18 protein-coding genes are annotated in these 20,552 nt (G+C 37.5%); 13 read left to right on the forward strand and 5 right to left on the reverse strand.

Going from position 1 to position 20,552, the window contains the following annotated elements; all coding sequences use genetic code 11:
• Positions 1-28: 28 nt before the first annotated feature.
• From LY28_RS08815 to LY28_RS08850, 8 genes are all read left to right on the forward strand, one after another.
• Positions 29-1,360: an extracellular solute-binding protein gene (locus LY28_RS08815; RefSeq protein WP_110461817.1), complete on the forward strand. Its 1,332-nt coding sequence runs from the start codon at positions 29-31 to the stop codon at positions 1,358-1,360.
• A 386-nt stretch (positions 1,361-1,746) separates the two neighbouring features.
• The gene (locus LY28_RS08820) at positions 1,747-2,649 is read left to right on the forward strand and encodes a carbohydrate ABC transporter permease (RefSeq protein ID WP_110461818.1); all 903 of its coding nucleotides are present in this window, start codon (positions 1,747-1,749) and stop codon (positions 2,647-2,649) included.
• Positions 2,650-2,653: 4 nt separating this feature from the next.
• Positions 2,654-3,487: a carbohydrate ABC transporter permease gene (locus tag LY28_RS08825; protein WP_110461819.1), complete on the forward strand. Its 834-nt coding sequence runs from the start codon at positions 2,654-2,656 to the stop codon at positions 3,485-3,487.
• A 345-nt stretch (positions 3,488-3,832) separates the two neighbouring features.
• Positions 3,833-5,128, forward strand: a complete 1,296-nt coding sequence (locus LY28_RS08830) for an extracellular solute-binding protein (RefSeq protein ID WP_110461820.1) — start codon at positions 3,833-3,835, stop codon at positions 5,126-5,128.
• A gap of 186 nt (positions 5,129-5,314) precedes the next feature.
• A complete protein-coding gene (locus tag LY28_RS08835) occupies positions 5,315-7,081 on the forward strand; it encodes a sensor histidine kinase (protein WP_110461821.1) in 1,767 nt (588 codons plus the stop codon).
• An 11-nt stretch (positions 7,082-7,092) separates the two neighbouring features.
• On the forward strand, positions 7,093-8,667 hold the full coding sequence (locus LY28_RS08840) for a response regulator (protein ID WP_242981194.1): 1,575 nt from the start codon (positions 7,093-7,095) through the stop codon (positions 8,665-8,667).
• Positions 8,668-8,980: 313 nt separating this feature from the next.
• A complete protein-coding gene (locus tag LY28_RS08845; RefSeq protein WP_110461823.1) occupies positions 8,981-9,214 on the forward strand; it encodes a hypothetical protein in 234 nt (77 codons plus the stop codon).
• 56 nt (positions 9,215-9,270) lie between these two features.
• Entirely contained in the window at positions 9,271-9,621 is a 351-nt protein-coding gene (locus tag LY28_RS08850) for a hypothetical protein (RefSeq protein WP_133250185.1), read from the forward strand.
• 65 nt (positions 9,622-9,686) lie between these two features.
• On the opposite strand, the gene LY28_RS08855 is transcribed toward LY28_RS08850, so the two are convergent.
• Entirely contained in the window at positions 9,687-9,971 is a 285-nt protein-coding gene (locus tag LY28_RS08855; RefSeq protein WP_110461825.1) for an ArsR/SmtB family transcription factor, read from the reverse strand.
• A 273-nt stretch (positions 9,972-10,244) separates the two neighbouring features.
• Here LY28_RS08855 and LY28_RS19110 point away from each other — a divergent pair, with 273 nt between their 5' ends.
• Positions 10,245-10,382, forward strand: coding sequence for a CPC_1213 family protein (locus tag LY28_RS19110; protein ID WP_165835536.1), 138 nt, complete (start codon positions 10,245-10,247; stop codon positions 10,380-10,382).
• 144 nt (positions 10,383-10,526) lie between these two features.
• Here the strand turns inward: LY28_RS19110 and LY28_RS08860 are convergent, their stop codons facing one another.
• The 3 genes from LY28_RS08860 to LY28_RS08870 form a co-directional block, all read right to left on the reverse strand.
• The gene (locus tag LY28_RS08860) at positions 10,527-12,788 is read right to left on the reverse strand and encodes a WG repeat-containing protein (RefSeq protein ID WP_110461826.1); all 2,262 of its coding nucleotides are present in this window, start codon (positions 12,786-12,788) and stop codon (positions 10,527-10,529) included.
• 185 nt (positions 12,789-12,973) lie between these two features.
• Positions 12,974-13,915 (reverse strand): hypothetical protein, encoded by a 942-nt coding sequence (locus LY28_RS08865; protein ID WP_110461827.1) that lies wholly within the window; start codon positions 13,913-13,915, stop codon positions 12,974-12,976.
• A 329-nt stretch (positions 13,916-14,244) separates the two neighbouring features.
• A complete protein-coding gene (locus LY28_RS08870; RefSeq protein WP_110461828.1) occupies positions 14,245-15,093 on the reverse strand; it encodes an undecaprenyl-diphosphate phosphatase in 849 nt (282 codons plus the stop codon).
• 525 nt (positions 15,094-15,618) lie between these two features.
• Between LY28_RS08870 and trmB the strand changes: the two genes are divergently transcribed.
• From trmB to corA, 4 genes are all read left to right on the forward strand, one after another.
• Positions 15,619-16,281: a tRNA (guanosine(46)-N7)-methyltransferase TrmB gene (gene trmB / locus LY28_RS08875; protein ID WP_110461829.1), complete on the forward strand. Its 663-nt coding sequence runs from the start codon at positions 15,619-15,621 to the stop codon at positions 16,279-16,281.
• Between the two features lie 77 nt (positions 16,282-16,358).
• Positions 16,359-17,084: a class I SAM-dependent methyltransferase gene (locus LY28_RS08880; protein ID WP_110461830.1), complete on the forward strand. Its 726-nt coding sequence runs from the start codon at positions 16,359-16,361 to the stop codon at positions 17,082-17,084.
• A 77-nt stretch (positions 17,085-17,161) separates the two neighbouring features.
• Positions 17,162-17,884: a helix-turn-helix domain-containing protein gene (locus LY28_RS08885; protein ID WP_110461831.1), complete on the forward strand. Its 723-nt coding sequence runs from the start codon at positions 17,162-17,164 to the stop codon at positions 17,882-17,884.
• A 103-nt stretch (positions 17,885-17,987) separates the two neighbouring features.
• Positions 17,988-19,058 carry a magnesium/cobalt transporter CorA gene (corA, locus tag LY28_RS08890; protein WP_110461832.1) on the forward strand — a complete coding sequence of 357 codons (1,071 nt, stop codon included), beginning with the start codon at positions 17,988-17,990 and terminating at the stop codon, positions 19,056-19,058.
• Between the two features lie 72 nt (positions 19,059-19,130).
• Here the strand turns inward: corA and LY28_RS08895 are convergent, their stop codons facing one another.
• Positions 19,131-20,240 carry a GerAB/ArcD/ProY family transporter gene (locus tag LY28_RS08895; protein WP_165835537.1) on the reverse strand — a complete coding sequence of 370 codons (1,110 nt, stop codon included), beginning with the start codon at positions 20,238-20,240 and terminating at the stop codon, positions 19,131-19,133.
• Positions 20,241-20,552 lie beyond the last annotated feature (312 nt).

Raw genomic sequence — 20,552 nt, forward strand, 5'->3', positions numbered from 1 at the left:
AAAAACAAATATAAAAGGAGGCAGGAAAATGAATAAAGTTTTAAAGAAGTCACTTGCTGCGGCTTTAGCTGCTGCGTTAACTGTTTCAATTGCGGGTTGTGGCAGCGAGAAAACTACTGAGCCATCACAATCAACTGCATCAGGCAATTCAGCGCAGACATCGGCAGGAGATAAGGTTACTTTGAATATGTGGCATATTCAGACTACGGACCCTATGCCCGCTATCATTGAGGACAGCATGAAGCGTTTCTCGGAAGATAACCAAAATTACAAGGTTGTTGTGACTCCAATGCAGAATGATGCTTTCAAGACTAAGCTGCAAATTGCGATGAGTTCAAATTCAACGCCGGATATTTTCCCTCACTGGACAGGTGGGCCAATGAATCAGTATGTTGATTCTGACAAATTAGCAGATTTAACCTCTTATATGAATGAAAATGACTACAAGAGCCGTTTCATGGATGCCGCCCTCAGTCAGGTTACTTATAAAGACAAATTATGGGCTGTGCCGGTAGAGAATACTTCAGTAGCCATGATGTTCTATAATAAGGAGCTTTTTGCAAAATATAATCTTCAGGTTCCGAAGACAATTTCTGAGCTGGAGAAAATCTGCGATACTTTAAAATCAAATGGTATAATTCCATTCTCACTTGCTAATAAGACGCAATGGACAGGTTCAATGTGGTACTGCTATCTGGTGGATCGTTACGGCGGAGCCAGCGCATTTACAAATGCGGCTAACCGTACAGGCTCATTTGAAAATGAAGCATTTACACAGGCAGGAACCAAGTTGCAGGAATGGGTGAAGAAGGATTACTTTAATAAGGGCTTTAACGGAACTGATGAAGATTCAGGACAGTCACGTACGCTCTTATATTCAGGGAAAGCAGCTATGACGCTTATGGGTTCATGGTTCCTTTCAACAGTCGGCGGCGAAAACAAGGAATTCTTGGAAAAGGTTGGCTCATTCTCATTCCCAGCGGTAGAAGGCGGAAAGGGAGATCCTAATGCATGTCTTGGTACTGTTGGAGATAACTTCTATTCAGTAGCAAAGAATTCAAAGGATGCTGCAGCAGCATTTAAAGCAATCACTTATTTGATTGATGATACTGCTGCTAAGAAGCGTATCGAAGCAGGAAGAATACCGCCTATAAAGGGTGTAACAGTTAGTGATTCACGCTTGCAGGAAGTGCTGACTGCGGTTGAAAAGGCTCCTACAGTTCAATTATGGTACGACCAGTATTTGTCGCCTGAATTGGCTCAGCTTCACAAGGATACTTCACAAGCCTTATTCGGATTGGAGAAAACACCTGAACAGGTTAATAAGGAAATGGAAGCACTTGCAGCAAAGCAGAAATAAAAAATCACAAAGTCAATTACGATTAGGACTATACTGGACAGAACAGAGCTTATTACATAGTAATTGACTTTAGCTAAATAAAAATGATTACCTCCATATAATTGGTTGGGTGCTTATGCGCGCATCATAAGCATCCAATCAATTATTTTATCCAATGTCGTACCCTTTTTTTTATAGCTGACTAAAGGCAATTAAGGTTCAAGCCTTCACGAAGATATCGTCTTTTTAGGCGAGTTATGCTTTTAATCTAACATAAGAAGCTGTGGTATGGCTTGTGGATAACAGCCTTTTGTATTTAGAGCAGCAATGCATTAGAATCAATAAATCACAGCCAATAAATAATTATTAATATTTTAAAAAATACGATATAGGAAGGAAAAATAAAAATGAACGCTACACGCTCACTGGCAAATAATAAAAAAAGAAGTACTGCAATCGTAGCAACTGTGTTTCTGATTCCGGTATTCTTTTTTATTACAGTTTTTATCATATATCCTATAGCTGATTCATTTTGGTTAAGCCTTCATCAATGGAATGGTATCAGCTCTGATAGAAACTTTATTGGATTAGAAAACTGGAAGGTATTGATTACTGATAATGTTTTTTACAAGGCATTTTTCAATAATATAATTATTGTAATACTTTCAATAATTGTTCAGCTGCCGATTGCTATGGCTATTGCATTTCTTTTGGACACAGGTGGCAAAAGGCTGAATATTCTCAAGATGGTATATTTTTTACCTATGCTTATGTCTTCCGTTGCCGTAGGCTTTCTATTCAGATATGCTTATGATCCTCAGTTCGGAATTATAAGCGCTATTGACACTATGCTCGGCGGAGAAGGAATGATTGACTTGCTGGGCAATACCACATATGCAATATATGCGGTAATCGCAGTTATATGCTGGCAATTCATACCGTTCTATATGGTATATTTCCTTGCAGGATTAAGTTCAATACCGGTTGAGCTATATGAGGCTGCCATCATTGACGGAGCTACTCGCGGTCAATATTTTTGGAAAATCGCACTTCCTTCTATGAAGGGGACCATAAAAAGTGCGGTGGTATTATCACTTGTTGGTTCGTTGAAATACTTTGACTTGATTTATGTCATGACACAGGGAGGACCAAACGGAGCAACAGAATTGATGGCCACTTATATGTATAAGAACGCCTTTCAGACAATGAAAATGGGGTATGGGTCAACTATAGCCTTTGCAATGTTTGTTGTTATTACGACTATCGCCTTGGTTACTCTTAAGGCTATCAACGGGAAAGAGGAGGCTTAGGGAGATGAAGAAAAAGAGAATTACTATCGGAAAGATTATAGCCGGAATCCTTGCCTTGATATGGTTTCTTGTAACGGGCGGACCTTTTTATTTTATGGTTGCATCAGCCTTCAAGGAACAGTTTGAGCTTCTTACGGCAGGAGTGTTTTCTATGCCCAAGGGCTTATACATAGATAATTTTAAGGAAGTTATAGAAAGCAATTTCCCTCATTATCTTTTAAACAGCATAGTTGTAGTTTCAATTTCGCTTGTGCTGATATTGCTGACGGCTTCATTTGCATCTTATCCCTTTTCCCGGTTCAGGTTTAAGCTGAACACTCCATTGTTCGCGGTAGTAGTTGCGGCTATGGCTGTACCTATACATGTAACCTTGCTGCCTGTATTTGAATTGACACAGAAGATAGGCCTTTATGACAGTATATTCGGATTGGTTGGTCCATATACTGCGTTTAATCTTCCGATTTCTGTTTTTATACTTACCAGCTTCATGGCTGAAATACCGAAGGAGCTTGAGGAATCAGCAGAGATTGACGGCTGCGGAAAGTTCAGGACTTTTTTCAATGTCATACTTCCTCTCTCAAAGCCTGGTTTGGCTACATTGGCTATTTACAACAGTGTCAACATGTGGAATGAATTCAGCTTTGCACTTGTACTTACACAGTCGCCGGAGAGCAGGACCCTGCCGCTTTCTATTTGGGAATATCAAGGACAGTATACAGCCAATATACCACTAATTATGGCTGTTTTGACCTTCTGTGCAATACCGATGATTGCCGCATTTGCGATAGGGCAGGATAAGCTCATAAAAGGAATGATGGCAGGTGCGGTAAAGGGATAACATACTGTCTCCGATATAAAATTAAGCACATAAAAATATTAAATGGAAAGAAATTCAGACATAGTATATAATATATATAATATAACATATTTATCCTATGTCTGTGCGCTTATTCTCTCATAGGGCTTCACACTTGAAAATAATTGCCGGACTTGGGATAACGGGTTCTTGGATTTATGGCGGACAGGCTGCCTGAATCTTGGAACTCGTTTATAGAATCCACGGATATTGAGAGGATGGCATTAAAGAAGTTGAATTCTGCAAAAATGCTTACCTCCTTGATTAGTTAAATACCGGAGAAAAGTCAATTATTTATTATGCCGTTACTCGGTGTGGGGGGTTAGCATGCAAAAAGCGCTTAAAGCACTTGCCTTATTTTTGCTGGTAGTGTTTTGTACTGGATGTTTCTTTAATACGCAGGATTTGGGTGTACAAAAGAGTAAGAAAAAGCAAATAACTATTTATACCATTCAAGGTGACTCGGCTGTTAATAAAGTAATTGCCGATTCAGTAATGCGTTTTCAGCAGGACAATATAGATTTTGAGGTGGTTCAGGAAATTATTCCCAATGACCTGTATAAAAACAGATTGTCAGTATGTGTGGCAACTAATCAAATGCCGGATGTTTTCCCGACATGGTCAGGAGCAACCTTAAATGAATATATCAGCATCGGTGAAATTGTGAATCTTGAAAAATATATGAAGCAGGATGATTACAGCGAAAGATTCAATGAGAAGGCACTGGGGATGGTTACGGACAAGGATGGTATATGGGCTGTACCGGTAGAGAATATGGCTATTGCACTTATTTTTTATAATAAGGATATTTTTGCAGAGCTGGATATGCTTCCGCCTGAAACATATGAACAGCTTCTGGAGGATATCAGAATTCTGAGAAAAAATGGCTATATACCGTTTGCATTGGCAAACAGGACAGCGTGGACAGGTTCCATGTTCTATATGTATTTTGTTGACAGAATGGGCGGACCTTCAGTTTTTGATAATGCGGCAAACAGGAAAAACGGAGGCTCCTTCAGGGATGAGGTTTTTGTTAGAGCGGGTGAAATGATACAGCAATTAGTTGACATGGGAGCTTTTCCGGAAGGGTTTAACTGGACAGACGAGGATGCCGGAGAGGCAAGGGATCTTATGTATAATGGTTCTGCCGGTATGATGCTGGCAGGGAGCTGGTTTTTAAGCACCTTACGATATGAGCAGCCCGGTTTTGTCAACAAGGTAGGAGTTTTTCCTTTTCCGTCTGTTAAGGAAGGCAAGGGTGATTCTAAAAATACCATTGGAACTTTAGGGGATAACTATTATGCTGTATCAAGTACTTGCAAGTACAAAGATGAAGCTTTTCAGCTGATAAAATATTTAATTGATGACACCGCTGTAAATAAAAGAATAGCTGCAGGCAAGATTCCTCCTGTTAAAAATCCTAAAATAACAGATCCTCTTACAAATAAGATATTAGATTACATAAATGAATCTCCTAATGTGCAGTTTTGGTATGATCAATATCTTCCTCTAAAGCTGTCAGATGCTCATTTATCTCTTACCAGACAGATTTTCGGAGGAAAAGATCCCAAGGCTGCAGCCGATTCCATGGAGAAAATTGCAGAGCAATACTATACAAAATAAATGAAGTTATATCGTCTTTTCAGGTGAATTAAGCTTTTAAGCTAATTTTGAACACAGTTTGAAATTTTTTTAATTTGGGAGGCTTCAGCCTCAAGCCCAAACTATCAGACGATTATATCGTTTATTTAGCCGATAGTAATTGACTTTTATTATTATTTGTGCCGGAAGCGTGGCGTGGAGGTTAGAATGAAGACCAAGGGACTCCAATCAGCTGTTACTAATATTAGAAATATTCCGTTCAGATTTAAACTTACCTGTTATCTTGTTATAACAATTTGTATAACTGTCCTGATTGTGTTTGCCTGCTCATATATTGTATCAAGCCGTTCTATAAAGCAGCAGGCAAAAGACTTAACCATGCAGCAGCTTGAACAGAACACATTAAATCTTCAAAATTATTTGAGTCAGATTGAGGGTACTCCGGATAGTATTGTAACTGACAAAAATTTGCAGGAATATCTGACAAAGCCTGATGAAAATACGACGGAGTTTACGAATATTGTTGATGACGTTTATCAAACCATGTCAAACGTTTTTGAGGCTAAGGAGAGCTTATTGTATATATACCTTTATAAGGTTTTGGACAATAGGGTGCTTTATTTGGGACCCACTAAAGCAGGGAGAAATGCTGACTATTCAAATGTTGAGAAATATCTTTCAAGCGGCAATATTACCGGAAGCCCTATCAGGGCCAGTTTCAGGCAGGATCCGGTTAATAACAGCAGATACACCTTTGCAATATACCAGCCGATATTTGATAAGTATAAAATTAAGAACCCGATAGGCATGTTATGCTTATCTGTAACGGAGGATACTCTGGAACGATTTTATGCGCACAGGAATACAAACCTTCCCCTTGATACCTTTATTATAAACGGTGAAGGAACTATTGTATCCCATACTGACAAAAGCAGGATATCGACGGATGCGAAGCTTAAAAGCATACTTAATAAGCAGGACGGTTCAATGGAAATAGGAGGGAAGCTTGTTGTATTTAAATATTTTGAGGATTGGGACTGGTATGTAATAGGAACACTTCCTATAAGCTATTTACTTAGAGATAACAATGTATTGCTTGTTATAATTCTGATAATTGTCCTTTTAACCATAATGACTGCGATACTTATATCCTTTATATTCAGTAAACGATTATTAAGACCCTTTGATGAGCTTATTTACAGAATGTCAATGGTTTCAAACGGTGATTTTACCACACGAATTGAGCTTTCACCCTATGGATATGATTTTAAGCAGGTTTCAGAGGGCTTTAACATAATGGTAGAGCAAATAAATATCTTAATGGGAAAAATTTATGAAGAACAGAGACAGCTGAAGGAAATTGAGTTTAAGGCGCTTCAAGCCCAGATAAATCCTCACTTCCTTTATAACACACTGGAATCTATACATTGGCAGGCCCTTTTAGGAGGAAATTATGATATCTCCACGATGGTGAAGGCGCTTGCAGGGTTTTACCGTATAAGCTTGAGCGGAGGCGAGGATATTATTCCGTTAAAAAGTGAAGCAGAGCATGTTGAGAATTATATGACTATACAGGAAATACGGTATAAGGATAAGATGGAAAGCTATATTGATATCCCGGAAGAATTTTATGAAGTAAGAATACCAAAAATGACTCTGCAGCCTTTAGTGGAAAATTCAATTTATCATGGATTAAAGGGAAAGCAGGTTAAGGGGTTTATAAAAATAACCGCTGTCCGGGACGGAGACGAGCTTATTGTAAAAACAATTGATAACGGTGTAGGTATGTCTGAAAGCCAAATCAGCAATTTGAACAGGACTCTTGAGGATAATGTGTCAAGTGCCGGAGGCTATGGTGTAAGGAATGTTAATCGCAGGATTAAATTATTTTTCGGCGAGCCTTACGGGATTTTTTATGAAAGCAATGAATATGGGGGAGTAACTGCAAATGTAAGGCTCTATATGAAAAAATAACTGAATGGTTGGTGGAATATTTGTTTAAGGTTTTAATTGTTGATGATGAAATTATCATAAGAAATGGATTACATAAAATAATTGGGTGGAATAAATTAGAGATAAGTGAAGTCCTTACAGCTTCATGCGGGAAGGAAGCTTTGGAAATCGCTTGTGCTTCTAAGCCTGATATTATGCTTACTGATATTTGTATGCCCGAAATGGACGGACTGGAATTGACAAGGCTTATGCTTGAAATGCTTCCACGGCTGAAGGTTATAGTATTAACCGGATATGATGATTTTAAGTATGCACAGAAAAGCTGTTCTCTTGGAGTAAAGGATTTTATACTTAAGCCGGTTGATGAAAATAAACTGACTGAAAGCATAAAAATACAAATAGAAAATATAAAAAATGAAATGCAGTCTCAGCTAAGTGAAAATATTATCAGCCGTAAAAAGATGCTTGAAAGTCAGCGTGAAATTGAAAAATCTCTGATAGAGCTGACAGAAAAGTCAGCTAATCAGATAGAAAGCATAAACATACCGGAAAAGCTGGCTTTAGAGGAGGATTGTGACTATCAGGTTGCATTGGTTAAGCCTGAAATTTCTTTTGAAAGTGTATGGAGCCAGCATGGAAACCTGTTGATGATTTCCATAAAAAGCTTTATAATTGATATGGTAGACAGTAAGAATTCAGGATGGACGTTTCAAAACCGGGATGGGGACATTGTAATAATTTTTTATGTTTGCTCAAAATATGAAGACACACGGGAGCAGATAGCAAAGCTTCAGGAAATTATTAACGTAGAGTTTGACGTAGCATTAAACGTGGGAATAGGTGCGGTAGTTTGCAGTATGTCAGAAATTACCTTTTCTTATGAACAGGCAAAAGAAAACTGTAGGCAATATAGCTTGGAAAAAGACAATAATATTCCTTTAGTTGTTCAGGAGTCTTATCAAAGCAGTAATTATAACAGATTGGCATATTTAAAGCAAAAGGTGATTGAGCATGTTAACGATCCTGAAAAAACAAAAAAATATCTAAAGGATTATATTGATGAGGTTAGAGCTTCAGAAAGCAACAAAAGCAATGCGGAGCAAAAGTTTTATGATTTAGCTGCGGCTTTTTATTGGGAATATTTAAGAACAACCGGAAATTCGGCTGACGGCAGGCTTGAAACGCTTATCTCCACCCTTCAAAGCAACGATATGGAAAACTGCAGTGCTTTTACGGAAATGTTTATTATGAAGCTCATGTATTCAAATAAAAAGCAGATGCACGAAATAATAGAAGCGGCTACGGAGTATATAAGCCAGCATTTTAGTGAGGACTTGACGGTGTTCACATTAGCAGAGCAGTTTCATGTGGCCAGAAACTATTTTTCCAGACTTTTTAAAAAGGAAATGGGAGAAGGCTGTAATGAATATATTACCCGTAAGCGTATAGAAAAAGCTAAACAGCTGCTGGCGGATTCCAGACTGAGAACATATGAGATAGCTGAGCAAATAGGGTATCATGATACCAATTATTTTTCACTGGCATTTAAGAAAAATACCGGCTTATCACCTAAGGAATTCAGAGATAAGCTGAATAATCCCGAGTAAAATAAGGAAAAGCTGCAATAGCAGCAATACCTTATAAAAAGACAGATTTAAGAGTACTTTTGAGAGATACTATTTATCATAATTTTTATTTTAATTATGGGAATAATATTATCTGTCTGGGCTGTAAAATTCAAATTTTGTGCCTAAACTGGGCGTGGAGGTTAGCTTAAAAAGCTCGAAAACAGAGTTTGTACAGACATAGTGCATTTTCGAGCTGTAAAAAGCCGAAAATGGCTTTTTACAGATAAAGCAGCTTCGTACCTCAACGGAGTCTTTATCAAATTTTGTGCCCAAATTGGGCGTGGAGGTTAGTATGAATAAATTTAACGGTGTTTCGAGATTGGGTCTTAGGGATAAGACCACTAAAAAGGTAATTGCGGTATATCCCAAAAAAGCTGAGGGTACCGATGCTGAAATTGAAAGAAGTGTTAAGGACTGGTATTATACAACCAGCTGTTCGGCAGAGGAAATTCTATTGAATGCATATGTAGATAAAATATCAGAGGAAGAATTAAATGAATATGAGAGGCGTATGAAAGAAACCTGATTACGGCTTATTAAGACTGGATGGATTCTGATTCAAGGAAGGGAGATGATTTTTTCTTGTCAAAGCTCAGAAACGTATATTTGTACCTTGTAAGCTTTGTTGCGTTAATGATGATATTGATTGGATTAATTTTCACGGTGCAGAATATTACAGATGTACTGTTTCCTACTAATTACTATTATGAGAATGTTTCTCCTGACAAAACCTCATCAATGACTGAAGAAGAACTAAGGAGATATGAGGAAGAAAAAAGAATAAATGAGCAAAACCAGAAAATGAATTATCAGAATCAGCTGACAGACAGCAAAAAGAGTGTGGCGAAATCCGTAGCTGTCGTAATAGTTGCTTTACCGACGTTTGCTTATCATTGGAGAAAGATTGAGAAAGAAAAGAAGGAGCAGGCATAGCTATAAAAATAGCTTGTATACTTAGAAACCGGATAGAGGAAATATAATGCTCAAAAATCCGGCTTCTAAGTGACAGCATCTTTCAATAAAAGCTTTACAATATTAATTACCTCTTCATCTACCACCCTATAACATATTTCAAGCCCGTTACGCTCTCCTTCTATTATACCTGCGGCTTTAAGCTTGGCAAGATGCTGTGAAACAGTGGACTGAGGAAGATTAAGGCACTCCTGTATTTTGGTTACATTACATCCGCCTTCAATTAAACCGTTAACAATACACAGCCTTTGAGGATGTGCCAAAGCCTTGATTTTTTCAGCTTTTTTCTGATATATTTTTAAATCCTTCAAAATGGCATCCCCCTTATATGAGAATATAAGATAATATATTTGTATATTAAAATATTTTAATTTACTTGTCAATAATTATAATGGATTTTATACAGCAAAAATAGCTGCTTAAAGGAACAACACAAATATTGTCGCTGGTTTTCTTTTTTGAATAATATATCACACAAATATCCATACTAAAAAAGAATACGACTTGTATGGCTCTAAGGCCTCATACGATAAAATATACGTGCGGGAGCCGGTGTTTAAAGAATACGGTATGGAGTGAATATAATGGATAAAAATAAGGAAAATAGAAAAACCAAAAGCAAAAAGGAAGATGGCGCTTTTGCATCGAAAAATATTAAGCACAATCCACAGGCGGAAAGTTCCAGAGCAGTATTTGGGAAAGAAACCGAAAAGACAGACTGAGTTACAAAAAAAAGGCTCCGGTATAAATAATTTAACGGAAGCCTTTTTTAATTAACTATATTTAATTAGCGATTACCTCAGCTATCGGTTTTCGGCAGATGGGCAATTGATATTCAACAATACATTATTGCATTTAAAAGGGGATTACCATTTGCAAATGTCTGTGAGCTTATAATTACCGCTGCTGTCTGCTTTTATGGAATAGCACCAGCTGTACTTGTTATTAACGTAATTTTTACCCGAATACTTAACAGCAACCTCTTCAAAAACATAGGCCCTGTATTGATTGTTGTCATAATCATAATCAATAGCATAAATTTCATATTTATTCAGCTTTTCTTTAGTGTTCTTTTTAAAAAGATAGGGAACCAGCTTTTTTTGTGCATTGTATAAATTGCTGCTTTTTAGCAAGCTGCCTTCGACCTTTGAAAAATTGTTGCTGTTTATTGCTTCAATCATGTTTTTTTCATAGCTTCCGATAACATTTTCGATTGACTTTACAATATTGTCATCAATGTCATATGAAAGCAGATTGATCTTGGTGCTTAGTATTTTTTTATCAAAGGAATTCCAAAAGGCTCCTTTTGTATCAAGGATATCAGTCAATTGCCCGTATGGAATCTCAAACTCCACAAAGCCGGCAGCATAGCTGGCAATTTCATAAGGTAAATAATACACCCTCAGAGAATCCTTACCGATTATAAAGGGCTGTTCGTTGGAAACCTCTGCTTTGTCTACAAGATAGTAACTCATATCAGATACCTTTCCGGCTCTTTGATTCAAGTTAAATTGGTTATTTACTATAGACTCAAGCTTTTCTGCATACTTACTGCCTGCTTTAAACAAATCCTTTAGCTGATAGAAGATGCCGGTTTTTGTATCAATATAGAAGTAATCCTTTGAAGGCATACCGTGAACAGCACCAATCGGATAAAGATATCCTGATTTTTCAATTATAAGCAAATCTTTATTTTTTTCTGCTGAAAAGCTAATTGATACCTCTTCGTAATATTCCTCCGAATATTCGGCCTTGTCATCGGTATTACTTTTTACTTCAACGGGACTTCCTTCATAGCCTCCGATAAACAATTTTTTAAGCTTTGAATTGGCAGCCTCCTGAGCGATGCTGTCCTCCATGCCTGTTATCTGGGGATATTCGATATATGTAAGGTAATCTCTTCTGTATTTTATCTTCTTCAAGCTTATATTATTGTTGAGGGGTATAGTTTCGTCCTTTTGCCATATGATTTCACCGCTTTTATTCATATAGGATAGTCCTGAATCAATCTCGGCCTTTATAATATCTCCTGTAAGGCTCATTTGTCCGATACCCTTCAGCGTGGGAAGGTTGTCTGCAATATTGCCGTTGCAGTCAATAAGGGAAGTAGTGCTATTATCACACACGGATGCGTATCCGCCTTCAAAATCAGAGATACTGTAATATTTATAGTCAGTAAGTACTTCGCCTTTAATATTCATTATTGCTTTAGGTGCAGCATAGGTACTGAACAGGTCAAAGTTTTTGGTGACAGCATATAAATCCTGACCCAAATAGGTAATTGAGGAATATTCGGGTTTTACAACAAATTCACCCTTTTTGTTTATTATTCCGAAACGCTGATCATATTCTCCTGATGGAGTGCTGGCCACAGCATATCCGTTTTTAAAAGCAAGAGCTGATTTGAATACTGGTTTTATTGCAACAGTACCGTTCAGGAGCTTATACCCAAAGCTGCTGCTTTGACTGTCATAATAGGAGGTAAGGCCTTCGGAAGTCTCATAGGGATTGTAATATTTCAGTGTTTCCAAAACCTTTCCTGTCTTATCTATAACGTAATATTTATCAGAGCTTACCTCGACGATTGCTTTTCCGTTACTGAATGCCCAAGCATTGAGAAATTTTGCCGGGATAACTATTTTGCCCTTTAAATCCATAAAGCCATAGCTTTTTTTTGACGAATCCAAAAAGCTTACCAGATTTTCTCCGTATTGCCCAAGCTCGTATTTGCTTTGTAAAACAATTTTACCGGCCTCGTCGACTATCACCGAGGATTTTTTATCGGTTACTACTATAGCCATTCCATTTTTGTATTCCGGGATATATGCTGTAAATGGTCCTGCCGTAACCTTACCTGTTTTATTGATAAAGCACACATCACCATATTCGTAGCTTTCTTTGCCGCTGCTTCTTACAATTGCTATGCCTTTATCATTAAACTCCGCGGCGAAATTATATGCGGGGGAGATTGCAAATTTGCCGCTATGATTGATATATCCCCATTTTTCTCCGTCTGCGGTTATTACTGATGCAGGCAGGAGAGCTTCTCCCTCAGCTCCGGTATAAATACTGAAGCTTGATAAAATCATGACTGATAATAATAAAATTGCAACAACTTTTTTCATCATAGGATGTTTCCTCCTTAGTTACTAAAGTCAATTATGGTTTAAGCCTTCGCGACGATATATCGTTTATTTAGCCGATAGTAATTGACTTCTATAAAATAATTATATATCAGTAAAAAATAAAAAGTGGTTACAGTTTAGAAATATTTTTTTCAGTTATAGCTTACATCATATAATTTCTTTTAAGCTTATGAAATTGAGCCTGTTAGTTTCAGCCACATTTCCTTTTCTTTAATAAAAAGCTCATTAATTCGTTTTTCTACCTTATAAATTTCTGAGAATTTTTTGCGTAGGCAGTAATTGAAGAATATGTTTTTAACCAGCATCCATTTTTTACTCATATCCTCCGAGCATGAGACAAAGTCATCGGCTGCCTCTTTACTGATAATTCCTTCGTCTCTTAATTTTTCAAAGAAGAGCTTATTTCCCTTCATCCTATTGGATATTTTTCCGAACTCATATGTATAATGGTGTACGTTTGAAAGCTCAGTAAGAGGAAATTCCGCATCCAGGGCATGCTTTCTTTCAATAAACCTGTCCAATCTGAGCACCAGCTTTTGAGCATTTTCTTTTATTTGTTCAAAATCCAGCTTGTAAGGCTCCAGACTGCTATTCTTGAATGTAATAATTCTATAGTCCTCGCGGTCTTCCTTAAACTCTGAATAAAAAGACCGAACAACATTCTGAGCAGGGATTTTAATTATTTTATAGTTAAGGCTGATATCATCTTCAAGAGTATAGAATACATCTTCCTCTTCATCAAAGCCAATAAGAAAAGAAAAATGGTTTGAGTGAATTCTGTTATAATATGCACCTTCGTTATTCCAATAAAACAGGTCAATGTATAATGTAATATAAGGATTATTAATTATTATATCCTTGAGCTCTGCGAGAAAATTGCTTCTGTCCTTGAAATTATAATTATTGAAAACAAAAATATTATTTCTGAAGTAATCATAATAATCCTGGGTATAGTCAAGACGAAAGGGACAAAAATGATATTCATAGCCGTTCATGTAAATAAGGGGCTCATAGCTTGGATACTTATTCGTAAGAATTGACATAAACATATTTGTTATACAATTTCCCCAAAATCTATTATAAGGAACGATTTCATTAACGTGTTTCATTAGAATTACCTCCGGCATATGTCATATTTTGCACAAGCATAATTTCCTTGTTTAAAGATAACAACATTATATATGCAAATAATTACCGAAACAATACATATAAGCATTAAAACATACAGTTTAATATATAAATTCCTTTATTGGAAGTATAATGGTTCGATGCGTTCAGACATATTATGCAAAATGAATACTAAAATATTTTGGGATTTTAAAGGGAGGCCTTTTAGCAAAAAAATAAAAGCACAATTAAATTGGTATACGGGCTGACAAGCTGTTACCGTTAAATTAATTGTACTTTATAATTTGAAAAGCCTTATGAGGATATCCGGTTATTTAAAAAAACCTGCAAACCCGGCTAATAAAACAATTATGGCAAATATCATACGGTAATATACAAAAACCTTCATAGGCTTCTTTTTTAAGTATGAAATAAATCTGTTTATTACTGCCGCAGCCACAGTAAAGGAAACAACAAACCCTACAATAAGAGAGGTTATTTCCAGTGATGTAAGAGTGGCAAAGCCGCCGATTTTGATAATCTTCAGGAAGCTCATGCCAACCATGACGGGTATTGCCAGAAAGAAGGAAAATTCTGCTGCTACAACAGTTGAAAGACCGGATACCCAACCTCCGATGATTGTCGAGGCTGAACGTGACATACCGGGTATTATGGCCAGACACTGAAAGGCTCCGACTATCAAAGCCTGCTTTGGCGTAACGTTCAGCTTCTGCTTTGCGAGGTTGTTGTTTCTGAATTTATTTTCCGCATACAGCATCCATATTGCTCCCAAAAACAGGGTTATAGCAACGGGCAAAGTCTTGAACAGGTATTTTTCTGCCGTGTCATCCAATAATATTCCGAAAATGCCTCCGGGGATACAGGCAATAAAAATCATAAGCCAGAACTTGAAACCTGATTTTTGATAGCCGACCTTCTGAGGGAAAAAATTTATCAGGGTATCCTTGATTTTATTCCAATACAGAAGGATTACCGCCATTATAGCCCCCAGCTGAATAACGTATGTATACATTTTAACATAACTCGGATTAATGCTTTTAAAGTTTAATAAGTTTTCAAATATTACAAGGTGCCCTGTTGAGGATACCGGTAAAAACTCTGTTATACCTTCAACAATACCCAGAATAATAGATTTCAGAATAAATAGTAAATTATCCATGCTAATCACCTTTTCTTTTAAATAGAATTTTATTGCAAATAAAAGCCATAGGCCTGTATTTTAAAATATACCTGAATATAATCAATATCCTTGTCATATCTAAGCAATCACAATATGTATATAGTATTTCCTGAATATACATTCGATAAATCTGTTTCTACAGACGGATAAGCGCGTCTATCTTATAGGGTACAATTCAATAATGATTAAGTCAAGAAAAATTAAGTTGCCTGCGGGGTTAAGGCTGCATAAAGGCGGTTAATCAGCCCTAAAGGCAATGCCTTCTGGGAGACTTCAGCCAAATAATAATTAACCCAATAATAATTAACCCTCCTAAGCATACGTACATAACCTGAGTTTGTCTGAATACCTTTAAACGTAAACAGGGTTTCCATGCGGGAAACCTGGGGTATTAACTGTATATCGCTAATTTATAGTAGACACAGCACCTCACTGCCTGTAAAATTAAATAAGACTCAGCTTGAGTAAACAGAAAAACTAATATTATTTATGGGATGTGTAAATGTGAGACTTAGGAGAAAACCATGGGCAAGACCTGAATTGGCAGCTTGCGATTTTTTTATTGCCGATCCGCCGGTATACAGAGGCAGATGGCAGGAGCTATTTGGAAATGAAAAGCCGATGCATTTAGAGCTGGGATGCGGAAAGGGTGTCTTTATTTCAGAGGCTGGTGCTGCAAATCAACATATAAATTATATTGCAGTGGACATAAAAAGTGAGGTTCTGGCACTTGCGAGGAGGAAGATTGTTCAGGGGTATTCTGATGCGGGGTATTCCGAGGTAAACAATATAAAGCTTATGTCGCAGAATATCGAGCTTATAGATAATATGCTGGACAGTACGGATGTGATAGAAAAAATATACATTAACTTTTGCAATCCATGGCCTAAAAAGGGGTATAACAAGAAAAGGCTGACCCACGGCAAGCAGCTTGCGAAATATAAGACCTTCCTTAAAAGGGAAGGAGAAATCTGGTTTAAAACCGATAATGACGAGCTTTTTAATGATTCTGTCAGATATTTTGAAGAGAATGGGTTTATAATAAAATATATAACAGAGGATTTACATGCAAGCGGGTTTAAAGAAAGTATTCCTACAGAGCATGAAATGATGTTTTCTGAGCAGGGTATTCCAATAAAGTTTCTTATAGCAGCATTTGAGGAATAGGGTGCAAGCCTTGGCTGGAGAAGGATTCAAATTAAAAGGGTGCAAAAATATAATTAAGACTATAGAGGATGATTCATATGGGATTTTATGAACAGATTTCACAGTATTATGACAGCATATTTCCAATAGGCGAGGAACAAATCGAATTCTTAAAGGAGGCCGCGGGAGCACCTCCTAAAGCTGTACTTGATATTGCCTGCGGTACAGGAGGATACTCTCTTGAGCTTGCAGGGCAGGGATATGCTGTAACGGCAGCAGACTTGGATGCTGAGATGATACGTCAGCTCAGATTAAAAGCTGAAAAGGGCAGATATTCCATTGAATCCATACAGTCTGATATGCTTGAGCTGGAAGGGCATATATCCGATAAATTTGATATGGTTTTTTGCATTGGTAATTCTGTTGTGCATTTGAATAGCCTGCTTGAAATACGAAGCTTTATATTCAGTACAAGGAAATATTTGAAGGCTGGCGGAAAACTTGTTATTCAGATAATCAACTTTGACAGGATTCTTCTGAGAGATATCAAAGGCTTACCCTCAATTGCCGATGAAAAGACGGGGCTTTACTTTGAAAGAAGCTACTTCCGTAACAAGCAGGAAAATGCGTTATCCTTTAAGACAGTACTGACTGTTGACGGAAAAAGCTTTGAAAATGAAATCCCGTTGTATCCGTTAACGGAGGATGAACTGGTTCAAGCTGTCAGAGATGCTGGATTTGAAACAATTAAGCCTTACGGTGATTTTAAGGGCAGTGCTTTTGATAAATGCAATTCCTATATGCTGGTAATATGTGCGGAATAACATTGCCGGAAGCTTATAATAAGACAGTAGAAGTTTATACAAGGGACTATTTTACGGAAGGAAAGTGAGATACAGATATGAGCAGAATTGGTCAGGATATAAACAGATTGAGAACGCAGAAAGGAATGTCTCCTAAGCAGCTTGCAAAGAAGCTGGGTGTTTCTGAGGGCTTTGTCCTTGACATAGAAAGCGGTAAAAAAATTATCAGTGATGACCTGATAGGCAGAGTTTCAAAGGCGCTGGATTTTGAATTGGGGCCCATAGGGCTTTTTGCATCGGAGGATTTGAATCAGGCCAAAAGTGAGGATGCCGGCAAAGGTATCCGTACGGCAGCCGGCTATGCATCAAGGGTGCCTGCCGGTGCGGTGCAGAGGACGGACGTCAAGCAGCCTGTACAGGAGGTTTGGGATGATGCCTTCGGTAATATACTTAAAACTGTTCCTGTGTATGACTATAAGATGGATAAGATCGTTGACAAAAAGCTGCTGCCTATTGAGAAAAATAAGGTTGAGGGCTTTGCCAAGGAAAAGGTTTTCTACTTGAATATAGAAGACAGCGATATGTCCGGTTTTAGAATTTACAAGGGGGACAGGGCCTTCTCGGTTCTGACCGGCGAAATTGACAAGGATGGCATTTATTTTGTGGAATACAATGATGCAAGAGCCGTAAGACAGGTCAAAAGGCTGCAGGCAGATAAGCTTCTTCTTGTTTATAACAAAGGAAGCCTGGTAACAGAGACAATAGGTACAAAGGAATTAAAGGTAATAGCAAAGCTGATAAGGCTGGAAACAGAGCTATAGTATATAAGCTGAATATAAGAATAATGTACCGGCTGGAATATTTAAAACTTAAATAAACTCCGGTGGACAATTAAGGCAGGACATAATTAAAGAGGAGCTGTATATGCAGAAGATTGTAAAATCACGTTCAAAAAAAAGAGGCTTACCGCCGGGAAGCCTTGTTCATATCGGTGAAAAAAAGAGAGAGACAGCAATAATATCATTGATTGAATATAGTGAGAACTCCTTTGAAAAAAGGCAGCTTATGCCGGATGAATTGCCGGGGTTGAATTATAACAGTGAAACTACAAAGTGGCTTAATGTAGAAGGGCTTAATGAGATTGATGTTCTCGCAAAAATCGGTGAAGTACTGGATATTCATCCTCTTGTAATGGAAGATATCCTGAATACAGATCAGAGACCTAAAATAGAGGTGTATGATAATTATATGTATATCTCTGCTAAAATGCTCTCTTTTGATAACGAGGATGAGGATAATGAATTTATTATTGAGCAGGTAAGCTTTATACTGGGAAGCAATTATATTGTTTCTTTCTCCGAAAGAGATACGGAGGTATTTGAGCCTGTTATGAAAAGGCTTGAACAGGGCTTGAGCCGGGCCAGAAAGCTCAATACGGATTATCTCGTATATTGTTTGCTGGACATAATAGTAGATGATTATTTTGATATACTTGAGAATCTCAGTGAGACAATTGAAACCGCTGAGGATGAAATGGTAAGCCATACTACAGAAAAAACTCTCCTGACTATCAATAAGCTGAAGAGGCAGGTGCTGTTTTTACACAAGGCGGTATGGCCGTTAAGAGATGTGCTGTCTTCTCTTGAGCGCGGAGAAAGCTCTTTGATAAAGGAATCCACAGATATATATATCCGGGATTTGTATGATCATGTGATACAGGTCATGGATACCACCGAAACTCTTAGAGATATATTATCAGGGATGATGGATGTGTATCTTTCAAGCGCAAGCAACAGAATGAATGAAATAATGAAGGTACTGACCATAATATCAACCGTATTCATTCCCTTATCCTTTATTGTTGGAGTATACGGAATGAACATACAAAATATGCCTGAGCTGAACTGGTATTGGATGTATCCTGTATTATGGCTTGTGATGATTTTAATTGCTTTAACAATGCTGCTTTATTTCAAGAAAAAAAAGTGGTGGTAGGAAATGGTCTGTCTGGATTTGCCGTTGTTTAGAAGGATAAGCACTTGCAGGCGTCCGGCTTGAGAAGGACGGCTATTTGCCTGCAGCTGCTTTATGCTTCTTGCTCTGTACCTTGATTTTGATTTGGGCAGAAATAAGTATGACAGCAGGTATTATAATCTGAAAGGGTAAGGCATAATATTGGTATATATTGCTTGCCCAATCAAACATTTCCATTATATTTCCATAAAGTATTGATGCCATACTCATCATAAGAAAGCCCAAAGGAGCCACAAGATATTTGCTGCTGTCAAGATTAAATACTTTGGCTGTTCCCACAGATGCAGCCATAAGGCATATGCTGATTTTTACAAAGGCTCCGAAAATAAAAACGATTGACACTGCCACTTCAATTCGCTGGAGAAAAACTCCTATATTTATTGTTTTTACGGCAAGCATTGACGGAAAAAACACCTGATTGATATTTTCAGACCCTAAAACGAGTACGTTCCGTACTAATACCAGCACCATTATAAGGCTTCCGATAGCCGCACTGATAAAAAAGGCTCTGAAAGCCTTACTGCCGTGTTTAAAGGAATCAAATAGCATTGTAACAACCACTACCTCTAAAAAGGGAAAGGCCAGAAAGGAAAAGGAGGTTATAAGGATAGGCTTCACTCCGTCATACATTACAGGCAATAAATTAATATAGTGTGCCTCAGTCAGGGACAGAATAATTGCCACTGCCAGTATAAACAGAAGTATGGGAGTGATGAGCGATACCCAGCGCCCTAAAACCTCGATTCCTGCCTTGCACATCCAAATGCACAAAAGACCCAAGAAGTATATGCTTATGGGCTGAGGGGTTTCAGGCAGGGAAACTACATTTATATATTCAGAAAAATTTCTGATGACCAGACAACCCAAGTGGAAGGAATATAAAATAAAAAGCAGGGCTATTGCTTTGCCGAATATGTTTCCGAATATCTCTATTGCTATATCAAACAAATTTTTACCGGGATAAAGGGTAAGAAGCTTTGAGTATATCAGCAATACAGGAAGAGACATGGCCAGTGACAGAATTACAGAAATCCAGACATTCTGCTTGGCTGAAATATCCGTACCCACCATGACCAGACTGCCTATAAAATGCATTAATATTATTAAGACACCTTGCCTGCTGGAAATTATTTCTTTGCTCATAAGCATTCTCCTTAATATTAATTCTGAAGTCCCCAAATGTATATAACAAGCTTTTTAATTGGGGTGGCGGGACTCGGGATTTTTATGTCCAGAATGTATAATACATGGCTTGTATATGCAAAAAATATCAATATTATATAAATCCAAAAAGCCTTCCGCTTTTTTTTACGGTATAGCGGAATAAGGTCAAAAAGTACAAAAAGAAAAATAGTTAATGAACACAAAGCAAGAATTATCATACTAACCTCCACGTCCTATCTGGATAAAAAGTTTGGTAAGGAACTCGTGGAGGTACGCAGAAAAATTATGGCG

Source organism: Ruminiclostridium sufflavum DSM 19573 (assembly GCF_003208175.1).
Lineage (GTDB): Bacteria > Bacillota > Clostridia > Acetivibrionales > DSM-1351 > Ruminiclostridium > Ruminiclostridium sufflavum.